The organism is Chitinophaga sp. CF418 (assembly GCF_900142925.1).
Classification (GTDB): Bacteria; Bacteroidota; Bacteroidia; order Chitinophagales; family Chitinophagaceae; genus Chitinophaga.
The window spans coordinates 242,489-262,072 of the sequence record NZ_FRCN01000010.1; the positions used below are offsets into that span (position 1 = coordinate 242,489).

Annotated in this window: 20 protein-coding genes; 6 read left to right on the top strand and 14 right to left on the bottom strand. The window is 42.3% G+C overall.

Annotated elements, in window-relative coordinates; genetic code table 11:
* The first annotated feature begins 19 nt into the window (after positions 1–19).
* The 5 genes from F3I09_RS22010 (at position 20) to F3I09_RS22030 (ending at position 5,486) form a co-directional block, all read left to right on the top strand.
* On the top strand, positions 20–886 hold the full coding sequence (locus tag F3I09_RS22010) for a DUF4249 family protein (RefSeq protein WP_149697206.1): 867 nt from the start codon (positions 20–22) through the stop codon (positions 884–886).
* A gap of 76 nt (positions 887–962) precedes the next feature.
* Complete coding sequence (locus F3I09_RS22015; RefSeq protein WP_149697207.1) at positions 963–1,589, top strand: hypothetical protein; 627 nt, start codon at positions 963–965, stop codon at positions 1,587–1,589.
* A gap of 282 nt (positions 1,590–1,871) precedes the next feature.
* Entirely contained in the window at positions 1,872–2,264 is a 393-nt protein-coding gene (locus F3I09_RS22020) for a BlaI/MecI/CopY family transcriptional regulator (RefSeq protein WP_149697208.1), read from the top strand.
* Positions 2,265–2,297: 33 nt separating this feature from the next.
* Positions 2,298–4,256 carry a M56 family metallopeptidase gene (locus F3I09_RS22025; RefSeq protein WP_149697209.1) on the top strand — a complete coding sequence of 653 codons (1,959 nt, stop codon included), beginning with the start codon at positions 2,298–2,300 and terminating at the stop codon, positions 4,254–4,256.
* Positions 4,257–4,358: 102 nt separating this feature from the next.
* Positions 4,359–5,486: a C1 family peptidase gene (locus tag F3I09_RS22030; protein ID WP_149697210.1), complete on the top strand. Its 1,128-nt coding sequence runs from the start codon at positions 4,359–4,361 to the stop codon at positions 5,484–5,486.
* Between the two features lie 331 nt (positions 5,487–5,817).
* Here the strand turns inward: F3I09_RS22030 and F3I09_RS22035 are convergent, their stop codons facing one another.
* From F3I09_RS22035 to F3I09_RS22100, 14 genes are all read right to left on the bottom strand, one after another.
* A complete protein-coding gene (locus F3I09_RS22035) occupies positions 5,818–6,093 on the bottom strand; it encodes an acylphosphatase (protein WP_149697211.1) in 276 nt (91 codons plus the stop codon).
* 611 nt (positions 6,094–6,704) lie between these two features.
* Entirely contained in the window at positions 6,705–7,313 is a 609-nt protein-coding gene (locus tag F3I09_RS22040; RefSeq protein WP_149697212.1) for a 2'-5' RNA ligase family protein, read from the bottom strand.
* A gap of 241 nt (positions 7,314–7,554) precedes the next feature.
* On the bottom strand, positions 7,555–8,316 hold the full coding sequence (gene tpiA, locus F3I09_RS22045) for a triose-phosphate isomerase (protein WP_149697213.1): 762 nt from the start codon (positions 8,314–8,316) through the stop codon (positions 7,555–7,557).
* A gap of 30 nt (positions 8,317–8,346) precedes the next feature.
* Positions 8,347–9,513 (bottom strand): putative sugar nucleotidyl transferase, encoded by a 1,167-nt coding sequence (locus tag F3I09_RS22050; protein ID WP_149697214.1) that lies wholly within the window; start codon positions 9,511–9,513, stop codon positions 8,347–8,349.
* Between the two features lie 68 nt (positions 9,514–9,581).
* Positions 9,582–9,833, bottom strand: coding sequence for a type B 50S ribosomal protein L31 (locus F3I09_RS22055; RefSeq protein ID WP_089836827.1), 252 nt, complete (start codon positions 9,831–9,833; stop codon positions 9,582–9,584).
* Between the two features lie 156 nt (positions 9,834–9,989).
* A complete protein-coding gene (locus tag F3I09_RS22060; protein ID WP_149697215.1) occupies positions 9,990–10,481 on the bottom strand; it encodes a YajQ family cyclic di-GMP-binding protein in 492 nt (163 codons plus the stop codon).
* Positions 10,482–10,632: 151 nt separating this feature from the next.
* Positions 10,633–11,370 (bottom strand): head GIN domain-containing protein, encoded by a 738-nt coding sequence (locus F3I09_RS22065; RefSeq protein ID WP_149697216.1) that lies wholly within the window; start codon positions 11,368–11,370, stop codon positions 10,633–10,635.
* 45 nt (positions 11,371–11,415) lie between these two features.
* Positions 11,416–12,507, bottom strand: coding sequence for a hypothetical protein (locus tag F3I09_RS22070; RefSeq protein WP_149697217.1), 1,092 nt, complete (start codon positions 12,505–12,507; stop codon positions 11,416–11,418).
* Positions 12,491–13,042 (bottom strand): hypothetical protein, encoded by a 552-nt coding sequence (locus tag F3I09_RS22075; protein WP_149697218.1) that lies wholly within the window; start codon positions 13,040–13,042, stop codon positions 12,491–12,493. Before F3I09_RS22075 ends, F3I09_RS22070 begins: the two co-directional genes overlap by 17 nt.
* Positions 13,042–13,611 carry an RNA polymerase sigma factor gene (locus F3I09_RS22080; RefSeq protein ID WP_149697219.1) on the bottom strand — a complete coding sequence of 190 codons (570 nt, stop codon included), beginning with the start codon at positions 13,609–13,611 and terminating at the stop codon, positions 13,042–13,044. The genes F3I09_RS22075 and F3I09_RS22080 overlap by 1 nt, the downstream gene beginning before the upstream one ends.
* Positions 13,612–13,798: 187 nt before the next feature.
* Complete coding sequence (locus F3I09_RS22085; RefSeq protein WP_149697220.1) at positions 13,799–16,261, bottom strand: TonB-dependent receptor domain-containing protein; 2,463 nt, start codon at positions 16,259–16,261, stop codon at positions 13,799–13,801.
* 298 nt (positions 16,262–16,559) lie between these two features.
* The gene (locus F3I09_RS22090) at positions 16,560–16,985 is read right to left on the bottom strand and encodes a hemerythrin domain-containing protein (RefSeq protein WP_149697221.1); all 426 of its coding nucleotides are present in this window, start codon (positions 16,983–16,985) and stop codon (positions 16,560–16,562) included.
* A 2-nt stretch (positions 16,986–16,987) separates the two neighbouring features.
* Positions 16,988–18,286, bottom strand: coding sequence for a prolipoprotein diacylglyceryl transferase (locus F3I09_RS22095; RefSeq protein ID WP_149697222.1), 1,299 nt, complete (start codon positions 18,284–18,286; stop codon positions 16,988–16,990).
* A 176-nt stretch (positions 18,287–18,462) separates the two neighbouring features.
* Positions 18,463–18,876, bottom strand: a complete 414-nt coding sequence (locus tag F3I09_RS22100; RefSeq protein ID WP_149697223.1) for a BrxA/BrxB family bacilliredoxin — start codon at positions 18,874–18,876, stop codon at positions 18,463–18,465.
* A 230-nt stretch (positions 18,877–19,106) separates the two neighbouring features.
* Here F3I09_RS22100 and F3I09_RS22105 point away from each other — a divergent pair, with 230 nt between their 5' ends.
* Complete coding sequence (locus tag F3I09_RS22105) at positions 19,107–19,562, top strand: Hsp20/alpha crystallin family protein (RefSeq protein WP_149697224.1); 456 nt, start codon at positions 19,107–19,109, stop codon at positions 19,560–19,562.
* The last annotated feature ends 22 nt before the right edge of the window (positions 19,563–19,584 follow it).

Genomic DNA, 19,584 nt, shown 5'->3' on the forward strand with positions numbered 1-19,584 from the left:
CCTTTAAAAAAGAATACAGATGAAAAAGATCAGACTTAGCATATTAATAGCGATGGTAGCAACTTTCACTGCCTGTGAAGATACAATAGACATCGACGTTAAGAAGGGCACCTCCTATCCTGTACTGGATGCCTGGATCACAACTGAACCAGGTGTACAAAAGATCAGGTTCACCAAATCACTACCATACACCGATCAGACGCCGGCGCCGGTTATAGACGACGCGCTGATCACATTGATCGATGAGACAGCAAATAAATCTTATGCTTTCAAATTCAGCAATGGGGTTTATGCATATGATCCGGGAGATAATGAAACCATCGGTGTGATCGGACATGCTTACAGGTTGAGAATAGAATATAATACAGAGGTGTTTGAAGCCATAGATACCATCAAGAGAATAACACCGATCGATTCTATCTCTTACAAGTATGAAAAGAAAGATGAAAACTTTGTGGAGGAAGATGGATATGTTGCAAAGTTCCACGCCATAGATATTAAAGGTGGGGTTGATTATTACTGGATGCGTTCTTACAGGAATGATCTGCAGCATAAAGTAGGCGATGCATTTTCCGTAGATGGTTATTTTGATCAGAGTGTGAAAGACGGATCGGCCTTTATATTGCCTATCCAGGAAGCGGTGACTGATTTTGAGAAACCATTCCAGAAAGGAGAAAAGGTGATCGTTAAGTTACGTTCACTCACTTATCAGAGTCATTTCTTTCTGACACAGGTAGAAGATCAGATCAATTCCGGCGGGCTGTTTGCCAAGGTGCTGGAGAATGTAAGATGCAATGCCATCAATGTTACCACAGGTGGAAAACAAAAGCTGTTAGGCTGGTTCGGTACTTCTGCTGTAAGCAGCAAGGAAAGGGTTATCGAATAATATCTCTCATTATTAATAAGCTGGCTAAAGAAACACGCTTTAGCCAGCTACCTCAAAACAATTTCAAACAATTTTTATGAAAAAGATTTTATCAGCGCTGCTGGTGCTAGTTGCACAGCAGGCCTGGGCACAGCATGCCACTACTGAAACATTGTTCTCTTCAAAAAGCGGTAAAAAAACAACTATTGGAGCATATGGCGCGCCTGCAGCTAAATTTACACCCATTGATGGTAAATTTGGATTGCTGACAGGCGGATACGGCGGTGTATTATTGAACGGCAAGATCATGCTCGGAGCAGGCGCCTATTCCCTGGTGAATAATGTAGATATGCCTACAGTCAATACCAACGGCCAGAAAGAATATCTGAATCTTTGGTACACAGGTTTTGTGGCAGAGTACATTCATAATTCCGACAAACTGATTCACTGGACGGCAGGTGCTTTAATTGGTGGTGGTGCAGCAGGTAGAAGAAATAAAAACTGGTGGGATGGTGATGAGTTTGATCATGATCACACGTATGATAATCATGGTTTCTTCGTTGCAGAGCCATATGCCAACGTTGAGCTGAACATTACGAAATTCCTGCGTCTGGACATAGGAGCCTCATACCGTTATGTTGCCGGTTCCAATACAACAGGCATCACTGACGGCAAGTTAGGTGGCCCATCCGTTAATGTTGGCCTCAAAGCCGGTAAGTTCTGATGTGACAATCATTACTGAACGGCAAGTGTAAGCAACCCGTCCATTAATGTTCGCCTCAAAGCCAGTACATGCTAAGTAGTCATATTGATACAGGCATCGTTGTCCGTCTTTGCTGAACGATTTCATGCAGATGGCAACATGCCTGTTTTTTTTCCATTTAACCCTGATAATCACCGTTCTCCCCCCTCCCCTAAAAAAATTCCCCCTCACATTTGGCAATTACGAAAACTATCGTACATTTGTTACGAAAATATTCGTAGATCAATAATCATTGGAAATAAAATGAGTACCGCCAAAAACAACAAGCCGACAGAAAGTGAGCTGGAGATCCTTGGTATATTATGGGAGAAAGGTTCCGGTACTGTAAGGGATGTGCATGAAATATTAGAGAAAAGCAAAGATGCCGGTTATACTACTACCCTCAAACTAATGCAGATCATGCATGAAAAAGGGTTGTTAAAACGGGACACCAGCAGCAAGACACATGTGTATGAGGCTGCCATTTCCCGGGAGAGTACGCAGCAGCAACTACTCAATAAGATGATAAATACAGTGTTTAACGGTTCTGCTTCACAACTTGTGTTGCAGGCCCTGGGTAATCACCATTCTTCACAGGAAGAGCTGGATAAGATCAAACAGTATCTGAATGAGATAGAGCAGCAACAGAAAAAGTAAAACCAGCGTCCAGGCGCGTCTAATCTGTAAATCATGATTGCACAACTTCCTTTCACCGCAGACCTGATCCAGGCTTTCGGCTGGGCCCTTCTGCACTCATTCTGGCAGGCATTTTTCATCTTTGCCTGTCTGCGGATCGTCTTACTGCTATGGCCACAGGCAAGTTCCAATATAAAATACAACCTGTCCTACATCTCACTGGCAGGCATTTTTACCTGGTTCTCCGTGACGCTGTGGTTACAGATAGAATCTGTAAAAAGGGTGCATCGGGCAGCTTATCTGATGATAGAAACCGGTATACGGCCATCTGCCGCGGTAGAGGTTCCGGCTATCTATAAAAGCCAGACAGAGCTTACGGGCCTGTTCCCCGGTCTGGAAATGTGGTTCCCCGTATTAGTAGCCATTTACGTGGCCGGGGTTGCCGTCATGACAATCAAACTAACACTGGACCTGTTACAGTTGCAGCAGATAAAGAAAAAACAGGTACTTCCCATTGACGAAGCATGGGAAAAACACCTGCAGAAACTTGCTGCCCAGCTGAAGATCCCACGCCGGGTTAAACTGTTGATATCGCAGTACATCCAGGTGCCGGTGATGATCGGGTTCCTCAAACCAGTCATTTTATTACCTGTAGCCATGTTCAACAACCTGACGGCAGAACAGCTGGAAGCTATCCTGTTGCATGAACTGGCACATATCAAACGTAATGATTATCTCCTGAATATTTTCCAGTCCATTGTTGAAACCATCCTGTTTTTTAATCCTTTCGTGTGGTGGATATCAAAGAACATCCGCCTTGAAAGGGAACACTGTTGCGACGATCTTGTACTTACAAATCAGGTGCAACCGCTGCATTACGCCAAAGCCCTGGTAGCATTGGAAGAATACCGGTTAACAGTCAATGCTATGGCCATGGCGGCGGCAGACAATAAACAACATTTATTTCACCGCATCAAACGCATCATGGAAATGAAAACTAAAAATATTAACTATACGCAAAAGTTATTGGCTGTTATGATCATCGCAGTGGGGCTGGTGTCCATTGCATGGCTCAATCCCTCTAATAAAGAAGAGCAACGCGATACTAAAAAGCCTGTTGTAAAGGAGGATATCGCCGATGTTGCCAACGTCCCCATAGCGCCTGCTATCGCAACTCCCGCTGTTACATATGCAGCCAGGATGGTAAAATTACTTACAGACACCGTACCAGCAAACGACGACAAACTCCGGGCTGAAAAAGAAGCCGCTATGAGCGCTGCAAAAGAGGGCCTGGATGCTGCACAGGAAGCAATGAAAAACATAGACTGGAAACAGATCAATACCGAGGTTTCCAATGCTATGAAGAATGTCGACTGGAAGAAAATCAATGAGGAAGTTTCCACTGCGATGAAAAACGTTGACTGGAAAAAGATCAACGAGGAAGTTTCCACTGCAATGAAGAATGTTGACTGGAAGAAGATCAACGAAGAAGTTAAAACCAGCCTGAAAAATATGCCAGATACGCTGGTGGATCCAAAGGTCATTGAAGAAAGCATCCGCATGGGTATGGAGAGCGCTAAAGCGGCTATGGCTAACATCAATATCGATGAAATCATCAAAAAGAGCATGGCGGAAGCCAATGTTGCCATGAACAGTAAGGAATACAAAGAGGCCATGGAAAATGCCAGAAAAGAAATAGAAAAGGCAAAGCAAGAAATTAAACAGTCTCAGAAAAATATCAGAAAAGAAATAGTGCTGGATGAAAAGCATGTAACCGTTGACAGAAAGATATCAGATAAATACAAAAAAATGGTCAAGAGAATGGCCGAAGACAAACTCATAGATGTATACGAAGGATTCACCATAGAAAAAAAGAATGGTATTCTTACTATCAATGGTGTGCAACAGCCTGACGATATATTAAAGAAATATGCAGATGTACTCGGTAAGGCTGACGAGGCTACCATCACAGGAAAGGGAGACAACCTAAGTATCAATATCAACGAAAAATAAGCATACTTTTTCCGTCATTCTATGCGCCACTGCCGTTCATACAGCAGTGGCGCTTTTTTTATGCCTTTACCCCTTATCTTTAGGTAGCAAACCTCCTTTTATATGAAATCATATCTAGTATTATTAGCCTTATTCCTCTGCATACAGGGCCAGGCCCAGGAAACAAAACCTCTCCAGGAGATCCGGATCATCAGGAATAATCCCGTAACATCTGTGAAAGACCAGGCGAATACCGGTACCTGCTGGTGTTTTTCCACCACCTCTATGATCGAATCGGATTGCCTTCATAAAGGCCAACCAACGCTAGATCTCTCTGAAATGTTCACCGTACGTAATATATATCTTGAAAAGGCAGAAAACTACATCCACAGGCAGGGATTTGCCCGTTTTGATGAAGGTGGCCTGGGACATGATGTGCTTCATGCCGTAGAGGCATATGGTATTGTGCCGGAAAACGTCTATAGCGGGCTAAAAGACGGCCATGCTTCGCACGATCATGCTGAGATGCTCGGAGAGATGAAAAACTACCTGGATAGCATCCTGAAACTTCCTAAACCGATTCCTACTGACTGGGAAACGGGCTTCACCGCTATTATGGATAAACATCTGGGTACACCGCCGGCCAACTTTACCTATAATGGCCGTAGCTATACGCCGAAAGCATTTGCTAAGGAAGTGATAAAGTTCAATCCTGATGACTATGTCAGCCTTACTTCCTTTACTCATCATCCTTTCTACAGTTCATTTATCCTGGATGTGCCTGACAATTTCTCCAACGGAGCTTATTATAATGTGCCTATCAATGAACTGATCAATATTGCTAAAGGTGTGGTTGAAAAGGGTTATACCGTGTTGTGGGATACAGACGTGAGCAACCGGGGATTCATGGTCGGTAAGGGATATGCGTTACGTCCTGTGGCAGATTCACTGACACGTGGCAGCGTTATCAACCCGGATCTTGAAGAAAAGAAATATTCACAGGATGAACGTCAGCAATTATTTGACGGGCTAGTGACCCAGGATGATCACCTGATGCATATCACCGGTATAGGAAAGACTGCGAAAGGGAAAGAGTTCTTCATTGTTAAAAACTCCTATGGCAGCAAGTCAGGACCATTTGATGGGTTTATCAAGGTATCTGTTCCCTATTTTGCTATTAATACCATCACTATTATTGTGCCTAAAGCTGCTTTGGATAAATCATTCAACGGCAAAGTAGCTTTGAAGTGATGTACCCAAAACCGCTTTGGATAAAGCATTCAACGATAAAGTTGACTTGAAATAATCATCATATAAGTAATATACAAAAGGGCAGCCCTGTGAACCCACAGGACTGCCCTTTTGCATGGTAATTTGTTTGAGGGAAAATGCTACAAAGATGTAACGATATTACGATAGGAACATATCTTCACAGATGCGCCAACCCAGCTGCTAATATCATAAACTTCCGCGCACCTGCTGCCGCAGCAAATATTTGCTGAGATAACAATTATTTGTAGCTGCAGCAAGCATCTGCAAACAACTACCTATATATAAAAGTTGTTAAACAGAAAAACAGATTTCAGTGCACTACATCAAACGCTTTGTAATCCCGTAAAGGGGCAACAGTAATAATCAGCTCAGTAACTTTAGCAAAAGGTGGTCCCTGTCTGCACCAGGCTATAAACGCTTCCATCTCTTTCTCCTTTCCTTCCGCAGTGATCAGTACATTACCATCGGGCAAATTCCTTACTTCTCCTGTAATACCAAGATCATCTGCTGTGTGTTTCGTACTGGCTCTGAAATACACTCCCTGGACTTTTCCTTTTACCAGGATCTGCTTATGTATCTTTTCCATATAACGCGGTGATGAAGGATGAGTAATTGTATTACCCAAATCTACAAACAGCCGTGTAAAAGGAAAAATTAAAATCTAAATGGAATGGGTTAACAAACATGGGATAAAAGCCAATAAGGAAAAGAACTTTATGTATAATGTTATATTATTTATGCGGAGTCAGCTGTCTATGTAAACTGATATTTTTTGCGGACCTATGCAGATTAAATATTACACAGCTTATGTATTTATGTAGCTTATTATGTAGTTTATTATGCAGATTACGCAGCATGGAAAACCATGTGGTTTATTGCAGACCATGCAGATTTACTGACTTGCAGTCAATGCAATCTACTATGCAGATCTATATATACTACGGACGTAACCAATATTAACCATGCCGATTGCGCAGGCTATGTAAACTGTGTAGTTCACTATACAGACTATGCAATCATGCAAATTATATAGCTATACGTTTTGTAGTTATGCAGATGAATTACGCAGCCTATACAGTTATGTAAATGGTGTAGCGTACACAGTCTACGCGGTTTTATGCAGACGATGCGGATTACGCAAACTTTGCAGCGCTATGCAAATGATACAGCTTACACGGCTTTACATGCTTATCCAACTTATGCAGCGTAGTTAAACAGCGTAGCATCCTGCTGAACAGCTTCATCTCCGAATACAAATTCTTTCACTAACTCATAACTACCGCCACTGGCAGGTTTACGCAATAATGAAAAGCTTTTGCATTGAAAACTGCGTACAAAAACCTGGTTGTAAAAGTGATCATATACTTTATCAAATTCAGGTGTACTGATAGCTCTCGCAATAGTAATATGCGGCTTGAATGATCCTGGCTTTATATCAAACTCCTGTAGTATTTTTTTATGTAGCTCAGCGAGGGGTTTGGGATTAGCTACATTGATATAAATGGTACGTTTATCAGGGCCATGTTCAAAATGATCGAACTTTGAGGTATATAAAGTGAACCCTGATTGTTTCTTTACTACATCATCCAGCAGATGAACGAAATCATCCTGAAATCTCGCAGGAAATACAGATCTGAAAAGGCTGATATGTGCTTTGGAAAAGCGACTGCCATACATTCCCAATTCCTGGGCTACTAATTTTTTCAATGCTGTTACGTCATTGGTAATGCTAGTGCCGGGACTTACTACCAACAAGTAATCATACAATGTTTCCTGTTCAAATGCAATGTTGTTATTTGTATGCATAACCAAGTAAGTTTTAAACTTAAGATGTATTGGTTATTTGAATATTGACAATACAAATATAAAGAAGATTTCCAGAAATACTAACTTTTTTAGCATAAAATACTAACTTTTTTTGCTCATTAATATATCCACCTGGAACTGAACCCAATACGCCGACCTATATACGCATCCCGCTTTTATATCCATAAAAAAAGCAGTCCGCCATAGACGGACTGCTCTATAATGATATATTCTCTTACAATTATCCGAGCTTCTGAATAATAGCGATGAAATCAGCAGCTACCAGAGAAGCACCACCAATCAGTCCACCATCCACATCAGGACAAGCGAACAGCTCTTCTGCGTTGGAAGGTTTGGCGCTACCACCGTACAGGATAGTAGTGCGTAAAGCTGCTTCCCTGCCATATTTAGCGGCTATCTGCGCTCTGATGAAAGCGTGCATATCCTGTGCCTGAGCTGCGCTGGCAGTCAAACCAGTACCGATTGCCCAGATTGGCTCATAAGCTATCACAATATTCTTCAGTTGCTCTTCTGTTAAATGGAAAAGACTTTCTTCCAGCTGTTTTGCTACATATTCATTCTGTGTTTCAGCCTTTCTTATTTCCAGTGGCTCACCGCAACAGAAGATTGGCTTCAGCCCGTTAGCAAGGGCCAGATCTATCTTTTTAGCCAGGGCAGCATTGCTTTCCTGGAAATATTCCCTTCTTTCAGAGTGTCCCAGTATTACATAATCAACACCTACAGACTGTAACATCTCAGCAGATACTTCACCGGTATAGGCGCCTGATTTTTCAGATGCGCTGTTCTGAGCTCCCAGGTAAAAACCCGGCGTGTTTTTCAATAATGACTTTGCTTTCAACAGATATGGAAAAGGCGTGGCCAATACCACTTCCTGTCCATCTTTCAATCGCAGGCCAGCCTGCAAAATGTCATTGATCAGCTGTTCTGCCTGGCCCAGGGTCAGGTTCATTTTCCAGTTTCCAGCAACGATTTTTTTTCTCATGTCTATCGCTATATTGATTTTTAAATAGTGTTAATCCCGTAAAACTGTAAAAAGGGCTTCAAGTACCTGTCTGTCTGACTCCTCCATTTGCTGCCCTTTAAACTGCATCCACATGCCTGCATCCCTCAGTGCCTGCTCTAGCCGGTAAGGCTCCAATCCGGCCGCCCCACCCCAGGAAAACGAAGGGATGAACTTAGGAGGCAGGCTTCCTCCGAAGATATTGCAGGATACTCCTATAACGGTTCCGGTATTCAGCATTGAACCAATCCCGCAGCGGCTGTAATCTCCCATCAGCAAGCCACATTTCAGACCAGCCGGCTCGGTCCTGTTATAAGCCTCCATCCATACCTTCACAATGCTGGCATTATTCTTCAGATTGGAACTGGTGGCGTTTGCCCCAAGGTTGCACCATTCTCCGATCACGGCATCTCCCAGATACCCGTCGTGCCCTTTATTGGAATGACCAAACATCACCACATTCTTGATCTCTCCCCCTCCTACACTTCCCGGTCCCAGGGTCGTTGCCCCGTATACCTTACTTCCCATCTTGAGTACAGCTTTTTCTCCTAATGCCAAGGCCCCCCTGATAAGGCAGCCCTCCATTATTTCAGCATTCCTGCCCACATATATAGGCCCTGTACTGGCGTTGAGGATGCTATGCGCTACAACAGCGCCTTCTTCCAGGAAGATACGCTCTGGTGCTGTCACCTTGTTGGTATCACTGATCGGGGCAGATACCCTCCCTTTTGTCAGCAGTTCAAAATCACTCCGGATAGCCTGATCGTTCAGTAAAAAGAAGTCCCAGGGCATCCTGATCCGCAAAACCGCACCAAGATACTCTTTTCGTTCTACAGGTTCTGCATCCAGATTGTTTCCGGGAGTAACTTTTGCGATCAGCTCACTGCCCTTATGCAATTCCTGTCCGGGTTGCAGCTCCCGGATAGCCTGTACAAGCGCCTCATCTGGCAATACATGGCCATGGATCAGGACTGCAGATACGGTATCGTCTTTTTTAAGTGGATATTTCTTCTGTAAGTGAGGAACGGTAAGATGGCTGATACCGGCATTCAACCAGTATTCCCATTTTTCCCGGATGGTCAGTATACCTATACGGCAGGCTGCGACCGGTCTTGTATGGGTGAAGGGATATAACAACTCTCGTGCGGGTGTGTCAAAAAGAATGTAATTCCGCTCCATAGGGGATAAAAATAAAAAATCCCACCGAAAATGCCGATGGGATTCTTGAAATTATTTTAAAGGCCTTATTAGGCTTTCTTAGCGTAACGCTTGTTGAATTTGTCGATACGACCTGCTGTATCCACCAATACGTTTTTCCCGGTATAGAAAGGGTGAGAAGTATTGGAAATTTCCAGCTTAATTAACGGATACTCGTTACCATCTTCCCATTTAAGTGTTTCCTTGGAAGGAGCGGTAGAACGGCTTAAGAAAGTGTGTCCGTTAGACATATCTTTGAATATTACAAATCTGTAATTTTCTGGATGGATTCCCTGTTTCATCTGAATTTAAATTTTCTTTTTGTTACCAGATGCAACCCCGCATATTCATTCCTCTGATTGCATGATGAATGCCATGCTTGGTTTCAACCAATATTATTAGACAGGGTGCAAAGGTAAAATAATTATTTCAAAAACAACAACAAAAGACTAAATATTTTAGCTCTTCATGTTAGTATATTGTAAAGGAATGCCTAAGTTCGCTTCCTTAGTCTTTTGTATAACCTCCTGTAAATCATCTATTTTCTTCCCAGTCACCCTCACAATGTCGTCCATAATGGCGGCCTGCACCTTGATTCCGGAATCCTTTATCAGCTTTACAATTTTCTTGGCGTCTTCCTGTTTGATGCCGTTCCTTACCGGAATCTCTTTTTTTACCACTTTTCCACTCTGATACGGCTCCTTGCTCAGGTCATAAATATTGGCATCGAGCCCCTGGCGCATTGTACGGCTTATCAATACATCTATCACCTGCGTCAGTTTCATTTCGCTTTCCACTTCCACATTTAAGGACAGGTCTTTTTTGTTCAATTCCATGTTCACATGGGAATCTTTAAAGTCGAACCTGGTGGTAATCTCCTTTTTTACGGTATTTACCGCATTATCAAGTGTCTGAGTATCCACTTTGCTAACAATATCAAAGGACGGCATGATAAAATAATTTTATATCGTTATTCGCTTAAGGGAGACAAATATAAACCAATACTGCGGAGTTATAAAAAAACCCCGGGACTATACCCGGGGTGTGTTAACGGAATGCCTTCCGATAACCGGCTGCGTTGTATGCAGCCAACAACTACGTTTAATCTATTTTGGAGATCTTCGCCATACCGGAAGAAGACTGATTAATAACAGGAGAACCCTTATAGCGGATCTTACCCATTCCGGACACACTGAGATCCAGTTTTTTCTCAACGGCGAGGTCTAACTTGCCGGAACCAGAGATAGAGACATTGGCGTTAGCAGCCTGCAGATCCAGCGCTTCCACATCAGCCGAACCGGATATGTCATACCTGGTGGCAGGAATATTTCCTTTAAGGTTCAGATGACTTGAGCCAGAAACCTCCACCTTCAGGTCATTTGCATCCAGGTCCAGTTCAGTATTTGTAGAGCCACTGAAAGAAAATTTCATATTACCCCCTTTGAGTTTGCCTTTACTGTAAAAACCTCCGCTTCCGCTGGAAGACAGCTCTTCCAGCTGGTCCAGTGTTACATAAACATTGATGGTCTTTGATGGCTTGATATCATATCCTTTTTTAGTATAGATTTCAAGATCATTACCGCTCACCTTGGTGATGATCAAAGGCAGCAGATTATCATCCGCTTCAATTTTTATATCATGTTTAGCGCCTTGTGTGATATATACATTGTATGAACCGGAAGTGCTGATGCTTCTGAAAGGTCCTTCTGAACGAGCTTCTTCTTTAATATTTCCACTCCCCCTCACTTTTTCATTATTACCAATGGTGAATGCAGAAAAGGTGAATACGGAAAAGAGCAATAGTACTGGCAGTAACCAGCTAAGACGTAACGTTTTCATAAATGAGATTTAGCAGTGAGAGTTTACTTGGTTTACCGAAGGAATTTATTTATCAACGGCTTTCAAATCGATGTCGCTGTACACTCCACTCATACTGATGGATGGAGATCTGTCATCAGCATTGGAAGTAGAAGCCGTATATGTTAATTGCGAGTTTTTCTTAATGTTGATAACGTTTTTCAGTGATAGTTCTCCTGTACTCACATCGCCTCGTGTAAGCTGAACTTTTATGTGCAGACCCAAACGCTGAGGTATTCCCACTTTCACATCTGTGTAAGTCAGCTGAAATTCACCATTTTTGAATCCTGTACCTAATGTTTTAGCAGAGAAATCACCGTATACCAGTTTTGCATTGATCTCTGTCTGTACTTCTGTGATACGGAAATCAGTATAAGTGTTCTTGCCGGTAAAGGATCCCACTTTGTTTACAGTATATTCATCATAATTACCGGAAGTATTGAGACTATTCACTGTACCCAATGTATATTCGCAATAGTTTGACCTTGTCACAAGTGATGAAATAGCATCACTTTTAAGATTGGAATAGTTAGCTCTTATGTTTATTGATTCTGCTTTTCCTATACGGCCGCGATCACAATAATTCATATTGATATCAAGTGGTTTTCCAGCCTCTTTAATATCGTAATTACAATAGTTCATGTTGATCGATGTAGGAAAGGACAGCACATCAGTGATGACATCTCCGAAATTATTCTCCAGGGAGAGTTTAGCCAGCCTTTCAGGAACATATAATTCATAGTCTATGTTCACATAATCTTTGGAGTCCTTTTTATTACCCCAGGAAAACCACCTGTTCCCGGAAGATGAGGAATTGTATACAGTCTGCAGGCTTGCATTGTTCCCACTGTTGTTCATGGAAATATCCACCATATTGACAATTGAAGTAGCTTCTTCCACACTCTTACCAAAGCCGGTAATTGTAATTGTTGCCTTTACTTCATTCTTCTGCCATGTATGCACAATGATCTTACCATACTTGTTAGATATACCAAGGGTTGTCGCAGGATTTGTACTGAATTCCTTTACGATGACTTTTTTGAATTCACTATCGCCTTTTTTACCGTAGGTAAGTATAGGTAGCAATAAAAATAACAGAATACTAAATTTCTCTTTCATAATCAGATTGCTTTTGGCTTACGGGCTGTTTTTCTCTCAGCTCTTCTAATATTTTATCCAGCAGGTCCAGTTTAAGTTGATAGTAGCGGACCATTGCTGCCTTAATTCTTTCGTTACCCGGATTCTGTATCAGTTCCGCTTCGAGTACCTGATACGTATCATTGCGTAGTTCCAACTCTTTACGGGCCATGCTGTCCAATCCCAGCAATGCATCAGGATAACCTTTAATAGTCTGCAACCGCTGTTCGATCTGTGCAGTGTAATACATTTTAGCTTCCTGCATTTCGGGTGCAACATTTGTCAGATGCTGTGCTTTCTTCATCTGAATGAACTGATAGATCATGACACTATTTATCATCAGCACCAGCACGGCCGCAGCCTTTAGCCAGTGACGGCCCATCAGTTGTATTACTTTCCTTTTTCTTCCCGGGGCAAGTTGCTGTTCTAACTGCGCCCAGACTCTCGGATGAGGTCCGGCCTCTTCAAAATTCTGACGGTGTTGCCTGACAAAATCTTCAAAACTACTTTCTGGCATCAGCGTATTACGTTTTTTTGTTTTATTATCTGTCTCACTTTATCTTTTGCACGCATGTACTGTGTTTTCACTGTTGACTCAGAAATATCCAGCATGTTCGCTATTTCTTTGTGTGAGTACTCTTCAAATATGTACAAGTTCAAAACGGTACGGTAACCAGGCGGTAAAATATGTATGGCCTCTTTTATCGCTGCTACCGTCCATGCAAAATTATCTTCGTCTACGATTGCGTTATCTTCTTCTATGTCTATATTGTCCACTTCTTCAAAGTATACCTTCTTTCTCCTCAGGTGGCTCAGACAGTGATTTACCACTATCCGCTTGATCCAGGCTGTCACACTCCCGGCATTTTCCAGGCGCTCAATGTTCCTGAATATCTGCATAAAAGCATCCTGCAAAGTATCTTCAGCATCCGCCGGACTCCCTGTCATACGCAAACAGATGTTATACATTGCACCTGAATATGCGTTGTATAGCTCACGGAATGCGTGCATATCTCCCTTTTTACACCGGGATACCAGGTGGTCTGTTATGGTTGTATTGTTCAAGTTGTTGGCTGATGCTTGCATAATAAAGACATTATTTCAAAAAAAGGTTGCACGTAAAGGGGAATATTTTTGAAGAAACAGGGGGTTAAAAACATTCAAAACATCACAACTATATAAATTTCAATCATTTACTAATTCAAGAAAGGACGCAACCCAAGAATAGGTCACGTCCCGTTCCATCCTTATATATACCTAAAAACAGGTCATATCAGTTTCCGTCCTTCACACGGTTCTGTTCATCTTCCAGACCGGTTTTACGGGTGCGTGCAGCTTTTATACTGGTATTTCCGAAACGGTAGTTGAAAGAGAGTCTGAACTGCTGGCTTTCCCACTTGCTATATACGCCAGTGTAACGGCCTGCATTTTCAAAATTTCCGCGGAAGCGCTGCATATTAAAAACGTCACTTACATTGAATTTAATACTTCCCTTTTTGTGCATGATCTGTTTGGATACACCCATATCAACAGCAGCCATTGATTTCATCCTGAACAGGCCTTCATCAGCAACCTGGGGAGAGAGATAGAAAACACTTACTTCAGCACCGATACCCGCAGGTAAAGTGAAAGTCTGTTGTGTACGTCCCATAAATCCGCCACCGGAAACAGTTACCAGGCGGTTGTCGACCATAGTCTGGAACTTGTTATAATATCCTGACAGATAAGTGAAGCTGCTCCACCATTTGGTGATGGTCACCGGGAAAGAAACATTCAGGTTTACGATATCAGACTTGGCAACGTTCAGGTATTTATAACGGAGCGTCAGTGTATCTCCTGTGATCACATCCTTATCAGCTTCAATAATTTGCGTGATCTTATCTTTGGTATGTGTATAGCCAACTGAAGTAGTCAGGAAATGTTTAAATGTATGTGTCAGCTCAATATTGTTAGAGTAAGAAGGTTTCAGATAAGGATTACCTGCCACAATAGTATATCTGTCCAGGTAAATCTCAAACGGATTCAGATCTCCATAATCAGGTCTCTGTAAACGGCGGCTGTAAGAGATTCCCAGCTGATGATTCTTTGATGCTTCGTAGCTAACAAATACACTCGGGAAGAGATTAAAATAGCTGGTATCATTCACCTGATTGATAGTAAGGGAATTGCCTTCCACATTACTTTGTTCAGCGCGTAAGCCTAACTGTACATTTACCTTTTTGAACTGTTTCTGGAAGTTGATGTACGCTGCATTTACGTTCTCTTTATAAAGGAAATGGTTAGAGCGGTTCTTATCATACACCCAGTTTCCACCGCGCAGAGAATCAAATTTTGCATTATTATCTGTCTTCACAAAACTCAGCTTAAAACCAGCTTCAAATTTGGCCTGATGGCGTAACGGATGTACGTAGTCTGCTTTAATCGTTTTAATATCGATCGTGCTGGGTTGATCATTACGGGAAGTATCACCATGCATGTAATTTTTACCAGCTGCATCCCATATGGTGGAGTAAATACTAGTATTCCGCTTATCCGTATTGCGTCCGTAATCCAGGTCCACATTCAATTCTTTGCCTGTAGTATCCAGTATCGCCCTGTAGTTGACGTTGTACGCCCATCTTTTTGCGTGTCCTTCATAGTAGGTACGTGTCTTCAATACTGAATCAATTGTTTCCCTGCCTCCTATTGTGGTGGTGGCGTTTGCCGGTTCATTGGAATTCCAGGTACTTGCATCAACCATCACACCGATTGTATGATTCTTGCTGATAAAGTAATCACCACCAATTTTAACAGCATGGTAATCTGATTTCCTGTGCCGGATGTTCTCCTGATCGAATACGGTGTACTGTCCGTCAGTAGTACCGGTACGGTGCAGTCCAAGATGTTGTTCATTCTCCCGGTGATTATAATTGTAAGATCCGAAGAGATTGAATTTCTCATTGCGATGGTTCAGGTTCAGCGATCCGCCCCATTTGGGAGTCAGGCCATAGGCGCCGGATATTGACACGTTACCATTGGTACCCACTGTCCTATTCTTCTTCAATTTAATGTTGATGATCCCGGCGTTGCCCGCTGCATCGTATTTGGCGGAAGGATTGGTGATCAGTTCAATTTGCTCAATATTGCTACTGGGCATACTTTTCAGCAGCTGGGCAACGTCCTGGGAACTCATGTTAGTGGGTTTGCCATCAATCATGATAATGACACCACTCTTATTTTTGAGGTTGATATTATCATCTTTGTCTATTGTAACGCCAGGTGACTTTTCCAGTACATCCATAGCCGTACCACCAGCGCCGATAATGCTGCTTTCAACATTCACTACCATTTTATCAGCCCTTTGCTCTACAAACGGCTTTTTGGCAGTCACATTCACTTCTTTAAGATTTTTTGCATCTGTTCCCAGTGAAAGCGTCTCTATTGTCACAGGTGCGCTTCCCTTGATTTCAAAAGGTTTGCTAAAAGCTTTTGTCATACCAACATAAGCAGCCGCAATCAGGTACTTCCCCTGTTTCACCTGCTCGAATTCGTACTGACCACTGATGTCGGCAATAGCCCCTTTCACCAGGGAGGAATCTTTTGCTTTTAATAAGGTAATGGTGGCAAATTCAACAGGTTTATTCCCTGTCTGTGTAACGCGGCCAGAGATCCTGGCGGTCTCAATGGTCTGTGCCTGGGTGGTTTTGATGCTGCACAGTAATAAAACGGAGGCCAACAATGTAGTAGTCGATTTCATATAAGGATGATTTAAATTTATTATAAGCTTCTTTTCAATTCTTTGATGTTATAGAACCGTTCTTAGTACAGAACCTTTCTTAAACAACTACAGTGTAAAGGTAGGTATTGTGCATTGCATAGTACATAGTTTTACACAAGCGGTATCCTGGTAGGGATGATTGGCAAAAGTTCAAGAAAGGTGACAGGAAGATTCCTGATAAAGACGGATGGGAATGAATTTCGTTACAAAGTTGATGCAATAAAAAAAGCATTGCCCCTAAAAAAGCAATGCCTTGATAATTATAAGGTTATTGGACTCAGGTCCAGCTAATAGCTTCCAGCACTTCAGGGAGTTCTGTCTGCAATTTCTCAAAGAATACCCTTTCTTCCTTCCTTATGTGCGCTTCCAGGCTTCTGGCCAGCACGTCCATCGCGGAAACCAGGTCGGTATTTTCAGTGAGCGCGCTATACATACGGGAGATCTGCTGATGCTCCTGTATCAGGTCTTTTATTATTTCATCTATTTCGGGATGCCGGCCGGCGCATACTTCAAAAAGATATTCTTCTTTCTGGATATGAGGGACCATTACTTCCTGGAAGACTTTTACAATATAAGCCAGCTTCGCATTGGTTTCCAACGGAAATCCTTCATATGCGGCTGCATCATTCTTGAGGTACCGGCACACGAACAGTAAACGCTTGTGTTCTTGTGACAACGGTATCAGGACTGGGTGACGTTGCATGATCAGACTACTGGTTTTGCTGCTTTATATATTTTACGGCAATACCAAACTAACGCGGCGCCACCTATTATCATTAAAGAAGATATTATTTCAGCCTGGGTAGGACGAAATCCGAAGATGTCATATTTCGTGTTTACTCTGATCTTTTCGATGAAGAAACGCTCTACCCCATTCATTATCAGGTAAATGCCAAAAATAACACCTGGAATGGTGATCTTTTTGCGCAGGCTCCATAAAGCAACAAAGAGTAAGAGACAAACAATGATCTCATACAGCGCAGTGGGATAAACGGCTATCGGCAGTACACTACAGTACTTACCCGTGCAACCCGCCATCTGTACACCTTCATTGATCACGTTATGAGGATAACCATAGGCAAAGAACCAGTCCGGTAGAAAACTTAAGCCACCGGGCTTAGTAAATGGCGCATGAGGTATGTGCTCCAGCATTCCATACTGCCTGGTGAAAAACTGTTCATTCGCCTTTACAACTTCCTGGAATTTTGAAGGATCCACTGCTTGTACCTTGCCAGCAGCATCCGTGATATAACTGCTGTTATAGATGCCCCAGTCACCATCACCGGAGAAGTGGCATCCCATACGTCCAACGCCATAAGCCAGCATAAGTCCGGGAGCTGCACTGTCTATCAGGTGCCAGATATTGATTCCTTTTTTAGCTGCATAACGTATAATAACTATAGACGCGAGGATAAGTCCACCGTAAAACGTAAGACCACTAAAAGACAACAGTGCTCCTACCGGGTCCTGCACAAAATCGCCCCAGTTCTCAAGGTTATGAAAGATCTTGGCGCCCAGCAGACCGGCAACAGCCGCCATGACTGTAAAATCAGGCACCCGTTGATGAGGCATGATCGTGATAGTCTCTTCCTTCGGCTTTGGCAGCTCCTGTTTCTTGGCAGATCTGTATTTCAGATAAGCAAAAAAGCCACCCAATGCAATTCCCCCCAGCAGATTTCCGCGGGAAGATAATATATATGACTGGAGATCCTGGGAGGCTTCTGCCCATTCGGAGGCTAATCCCAATATCTTGTATCCTAAAACAAAGCCCAGCAAACCATGGATCAACACTTCGGTCATGTTAACCGGCTTACCGGTTATTACTTTTTCAGGTACTCCTGTAAGCCAGCCTAATTGCTCTCTTCTTTTCAGCTCACTTGTCAATACATAAGCAGCCGCCAGAAAAGCAACGGCAACAAAAAAACCGAATGTCTGCAGAAGTTTAAGTAAAGGGATGTCTAAACCGAAAAGGTCGTGAAACGCGTAATATAAATTAGGATACATAGCCAAAAAAAATTGGTGATCTGAATTTTCCTATGAACAAAGCCGAATTAGTCAAATGGAAAATCAAACCACCAAAGTAAGCTGTAAAAATCACAAATTCCAAATCATAATTCCTTTTTCTATTGTGTAAACAATATATTAACAACAGAAAAAAGAATTACGATCCGGATAAATTTTTAGCAGTATTGCTCAAAAGCGTCAACCAGGTTTGCTGCGATCATCTGCGCAGGACGACCTTCGATCATATGACGCTCAATAAAGTGCACCAGCTGACCATCTTTAAATAAAGCGATCGCAGGTGAAGATGGAGGATAAGGTAACAGGTGAGAACGGATCTGTTGTACAGCCGCCATATCAAATCCTGCGAAGCTGGTCGTTAGTCTATCAGGTTTCTTCTGGCTATGGGCTACAGCTAATAAAACACCCGGACGAGCAGTACCTGCAGAGCAACCACAAACTGAATTGATCATTACCAGTGTAGTTCCTTCCTTCTTTAAAGTCTCATCTACTTTTTCCGGTGACAGCAATTCTTCAAAACCATTATCTGTCAATTCTGCCTTCATTGGCAGTACAAGTTCTGCTGGATACATATAACTACAATTTTTTTTGTTCGATAGTTTCCACAAAGTTAATCATAAGCTGATAAATAGAAAAACATGAATGAATATGCCGTAATGTCATTAAAAACAACATAAAAGAGACAAAAAGTCCGGTACGTACTCCCATATTATAGCAAAATAGCAGATTTAATGCCATGGTATTCCGTTTGCATATACCATCCCGAACAAATTTTTAAAACAAACACTAAAATTTATAAACAATGACTTTCGTAAAATTCAACCAGGCACCTGCAGTAAAATCCTTCGGCGGTTTAGTAGAAGAAATTTTTAACAATGCTGGTTTTAACAAAGCCTGGAAAGACGACTTCCACACAAATGACTTTTATGGCGCTTATCCCCCTGTGAATATCACAGAAACTAAAGACGCCTACCAGGTAGACTTGCTGGTTCCGGGATTATCCAAAGAAGACTTTAAGATCAATCTGGAGAACAAAACCCTGACTATTAGCGCAGAGAAAGTGGCAGAAAGCAAAGATGAGAGCCAGAAACAATTACGCAGAGAGTTCAACGTCCGTTCATTCAAACGCTCTTTTACCCTGAATGAACAGGTGGATGCTGAAAAGATTCAGGCAAAATATGAAAATGGTATTCTAAAACTGCAGTTAGCGAAGAAAGAAAATGTGCAGGACCCGGCTAAAGTGATTGTAGTAGAATAAGAGAAAGGTTGAATAAGTGTGA

Bases quoted from the DNA above. Each gene is read 5' to 3' on its own strand.
- F3I09_RS22090 (WP_149697221.1), bottom strand. From the start codon at position 16,985: ATGCAACGTCACCCAGTCCTGATACCGTTGTCACAAGAACACAAGCGT.
- F3I09_RS22095 (WP_149697222.1), bottom strand. From the start codon at position 18,286: ATGTATCCTAATTTATATTACGCGTTTCACGACCTTTTCGGTTTAGAC.
- F3I09_RS22060 (WP_149697215.1), bottom strand. From the start codon at position 10,481: ATGCCGTCCTTTGATATTGTTAGCAAAGTGGATACTCAGACACTTGAT.
- F3I09_RS22025 (WP_149697209.1), top strand. From the start codon at position 2,298: ATGATTGCACAACTTCCTTTCACCGCAGACCTGATCCAGGCTTTCGGC.
- F3I09_RS22010 (WP_149697206.1), top strand. From the start codon at position 20: ATGAAAAAGATCAGACTTAGCATATTAATAGCGATGGTAGCAACTTTC.
- F3I09_RS22075 (WP_149697218.1), bottom strand. From the start codon at position 13,042: ATGCCAGAAAGTAGTTTTGAAGATTTTGTCAGGCAACACCGTCAGAAT.
- F3I09_RS22105 (WP_149697224.1), top strand. From the start codon at position 19,107: ATGACTTTCGTAAAATTCAACCAGGCACCTGCAGTAAAATCCTTCGGC.
- F3I09_RS22085 (WP_149697220.1), bottom strand. From the start codon at position 16,261: ATGAAATCGACTACTACATTGTTGGCCTCCGTTTTATTACTGTGCAGC.
- F3I09_RS22020 (WP_149697208.1), top strand. From the start codon at position 1,872: ATGAGTACCGCCAAAAACAACAAGCCGACAGAAAGTGAGCTGGAGATC.
- F3I09_RS22065 (WP_149697216.1), bottom strand. From the start codon at position 11,370: ATGAAAACGTTACGTCTTAGCTGGTTACTGCCAGTACTATTGCTCTTT.
- F3I09_RS22050 (WP_149697214.1), bottom strand. From the start codon at position 9,513: ATGGAGCGGAATTACATTCTTTTTGACACACCCGCACGAGAGTTGTTA.
- F3I09_RS22100 (WP_149697223.1), bottom strand. From the start codon at position 18,876: ATGTATCCAGCAGAACTTGTACTGCCAATGAAGGCAGAATTGACAGAT.
- F3I09_RS22070 (WP_149697217.1), bottom strand. From the start codon at position 12,507: ATGAAAGAGAAATTTAGTATTCTGTTATTTTTATTGCTACCTATACTT.
- F3I09_RS22030 (WP_149697210.1), top strand. From the start codon at position 4,359: ATGAAATCATATCTAGTATTATTAGCCTTATTCCTCTGCATACAGGGC.
- F3I09_RS22040 (WP_149697212.1), bottom strand. From the start codon at position 7,313: ATGCATACAAATAACAACATTGCATTTGAACAGGAAACATTGTATGAT.
- F3I09_RS22080 (WP_149697219.1), bottom strand. From the start codon at position 13,611: ATGCAAGCATCAGCCAACAACTTGAACAATACAACCATAACAGACCAC.
- F3I09_RS22015 (WP_149697207.1), top strand. From the start codon at position 963: ATGAAAAAGATTTTATCAGCGCTGCTGGTGCTAGTTGCACAGCAGGCC.
- F3I09_RS22035 (WP_149697211.1), bottom strand. From the start codon at position 6,093: ATGGAAAAGATACATAAGCAGATCCTGGTAAAAGGAAAAGTCCAGGGA.
- F3I09_RS22055 (WP_089836827.1), bottom strand. From the start codon at position 9,833: ATGAAACAGGGAATCCATCCAGAAAATTACAGATTTGTAATATTCAAA.
- tpiA (WP_149697213.1), bottom strand. From the start codon at position 8,316: ATGAGAAAAAAAATCGTTGCTGGAAACTGGAAAATGAACCTGACCCTG.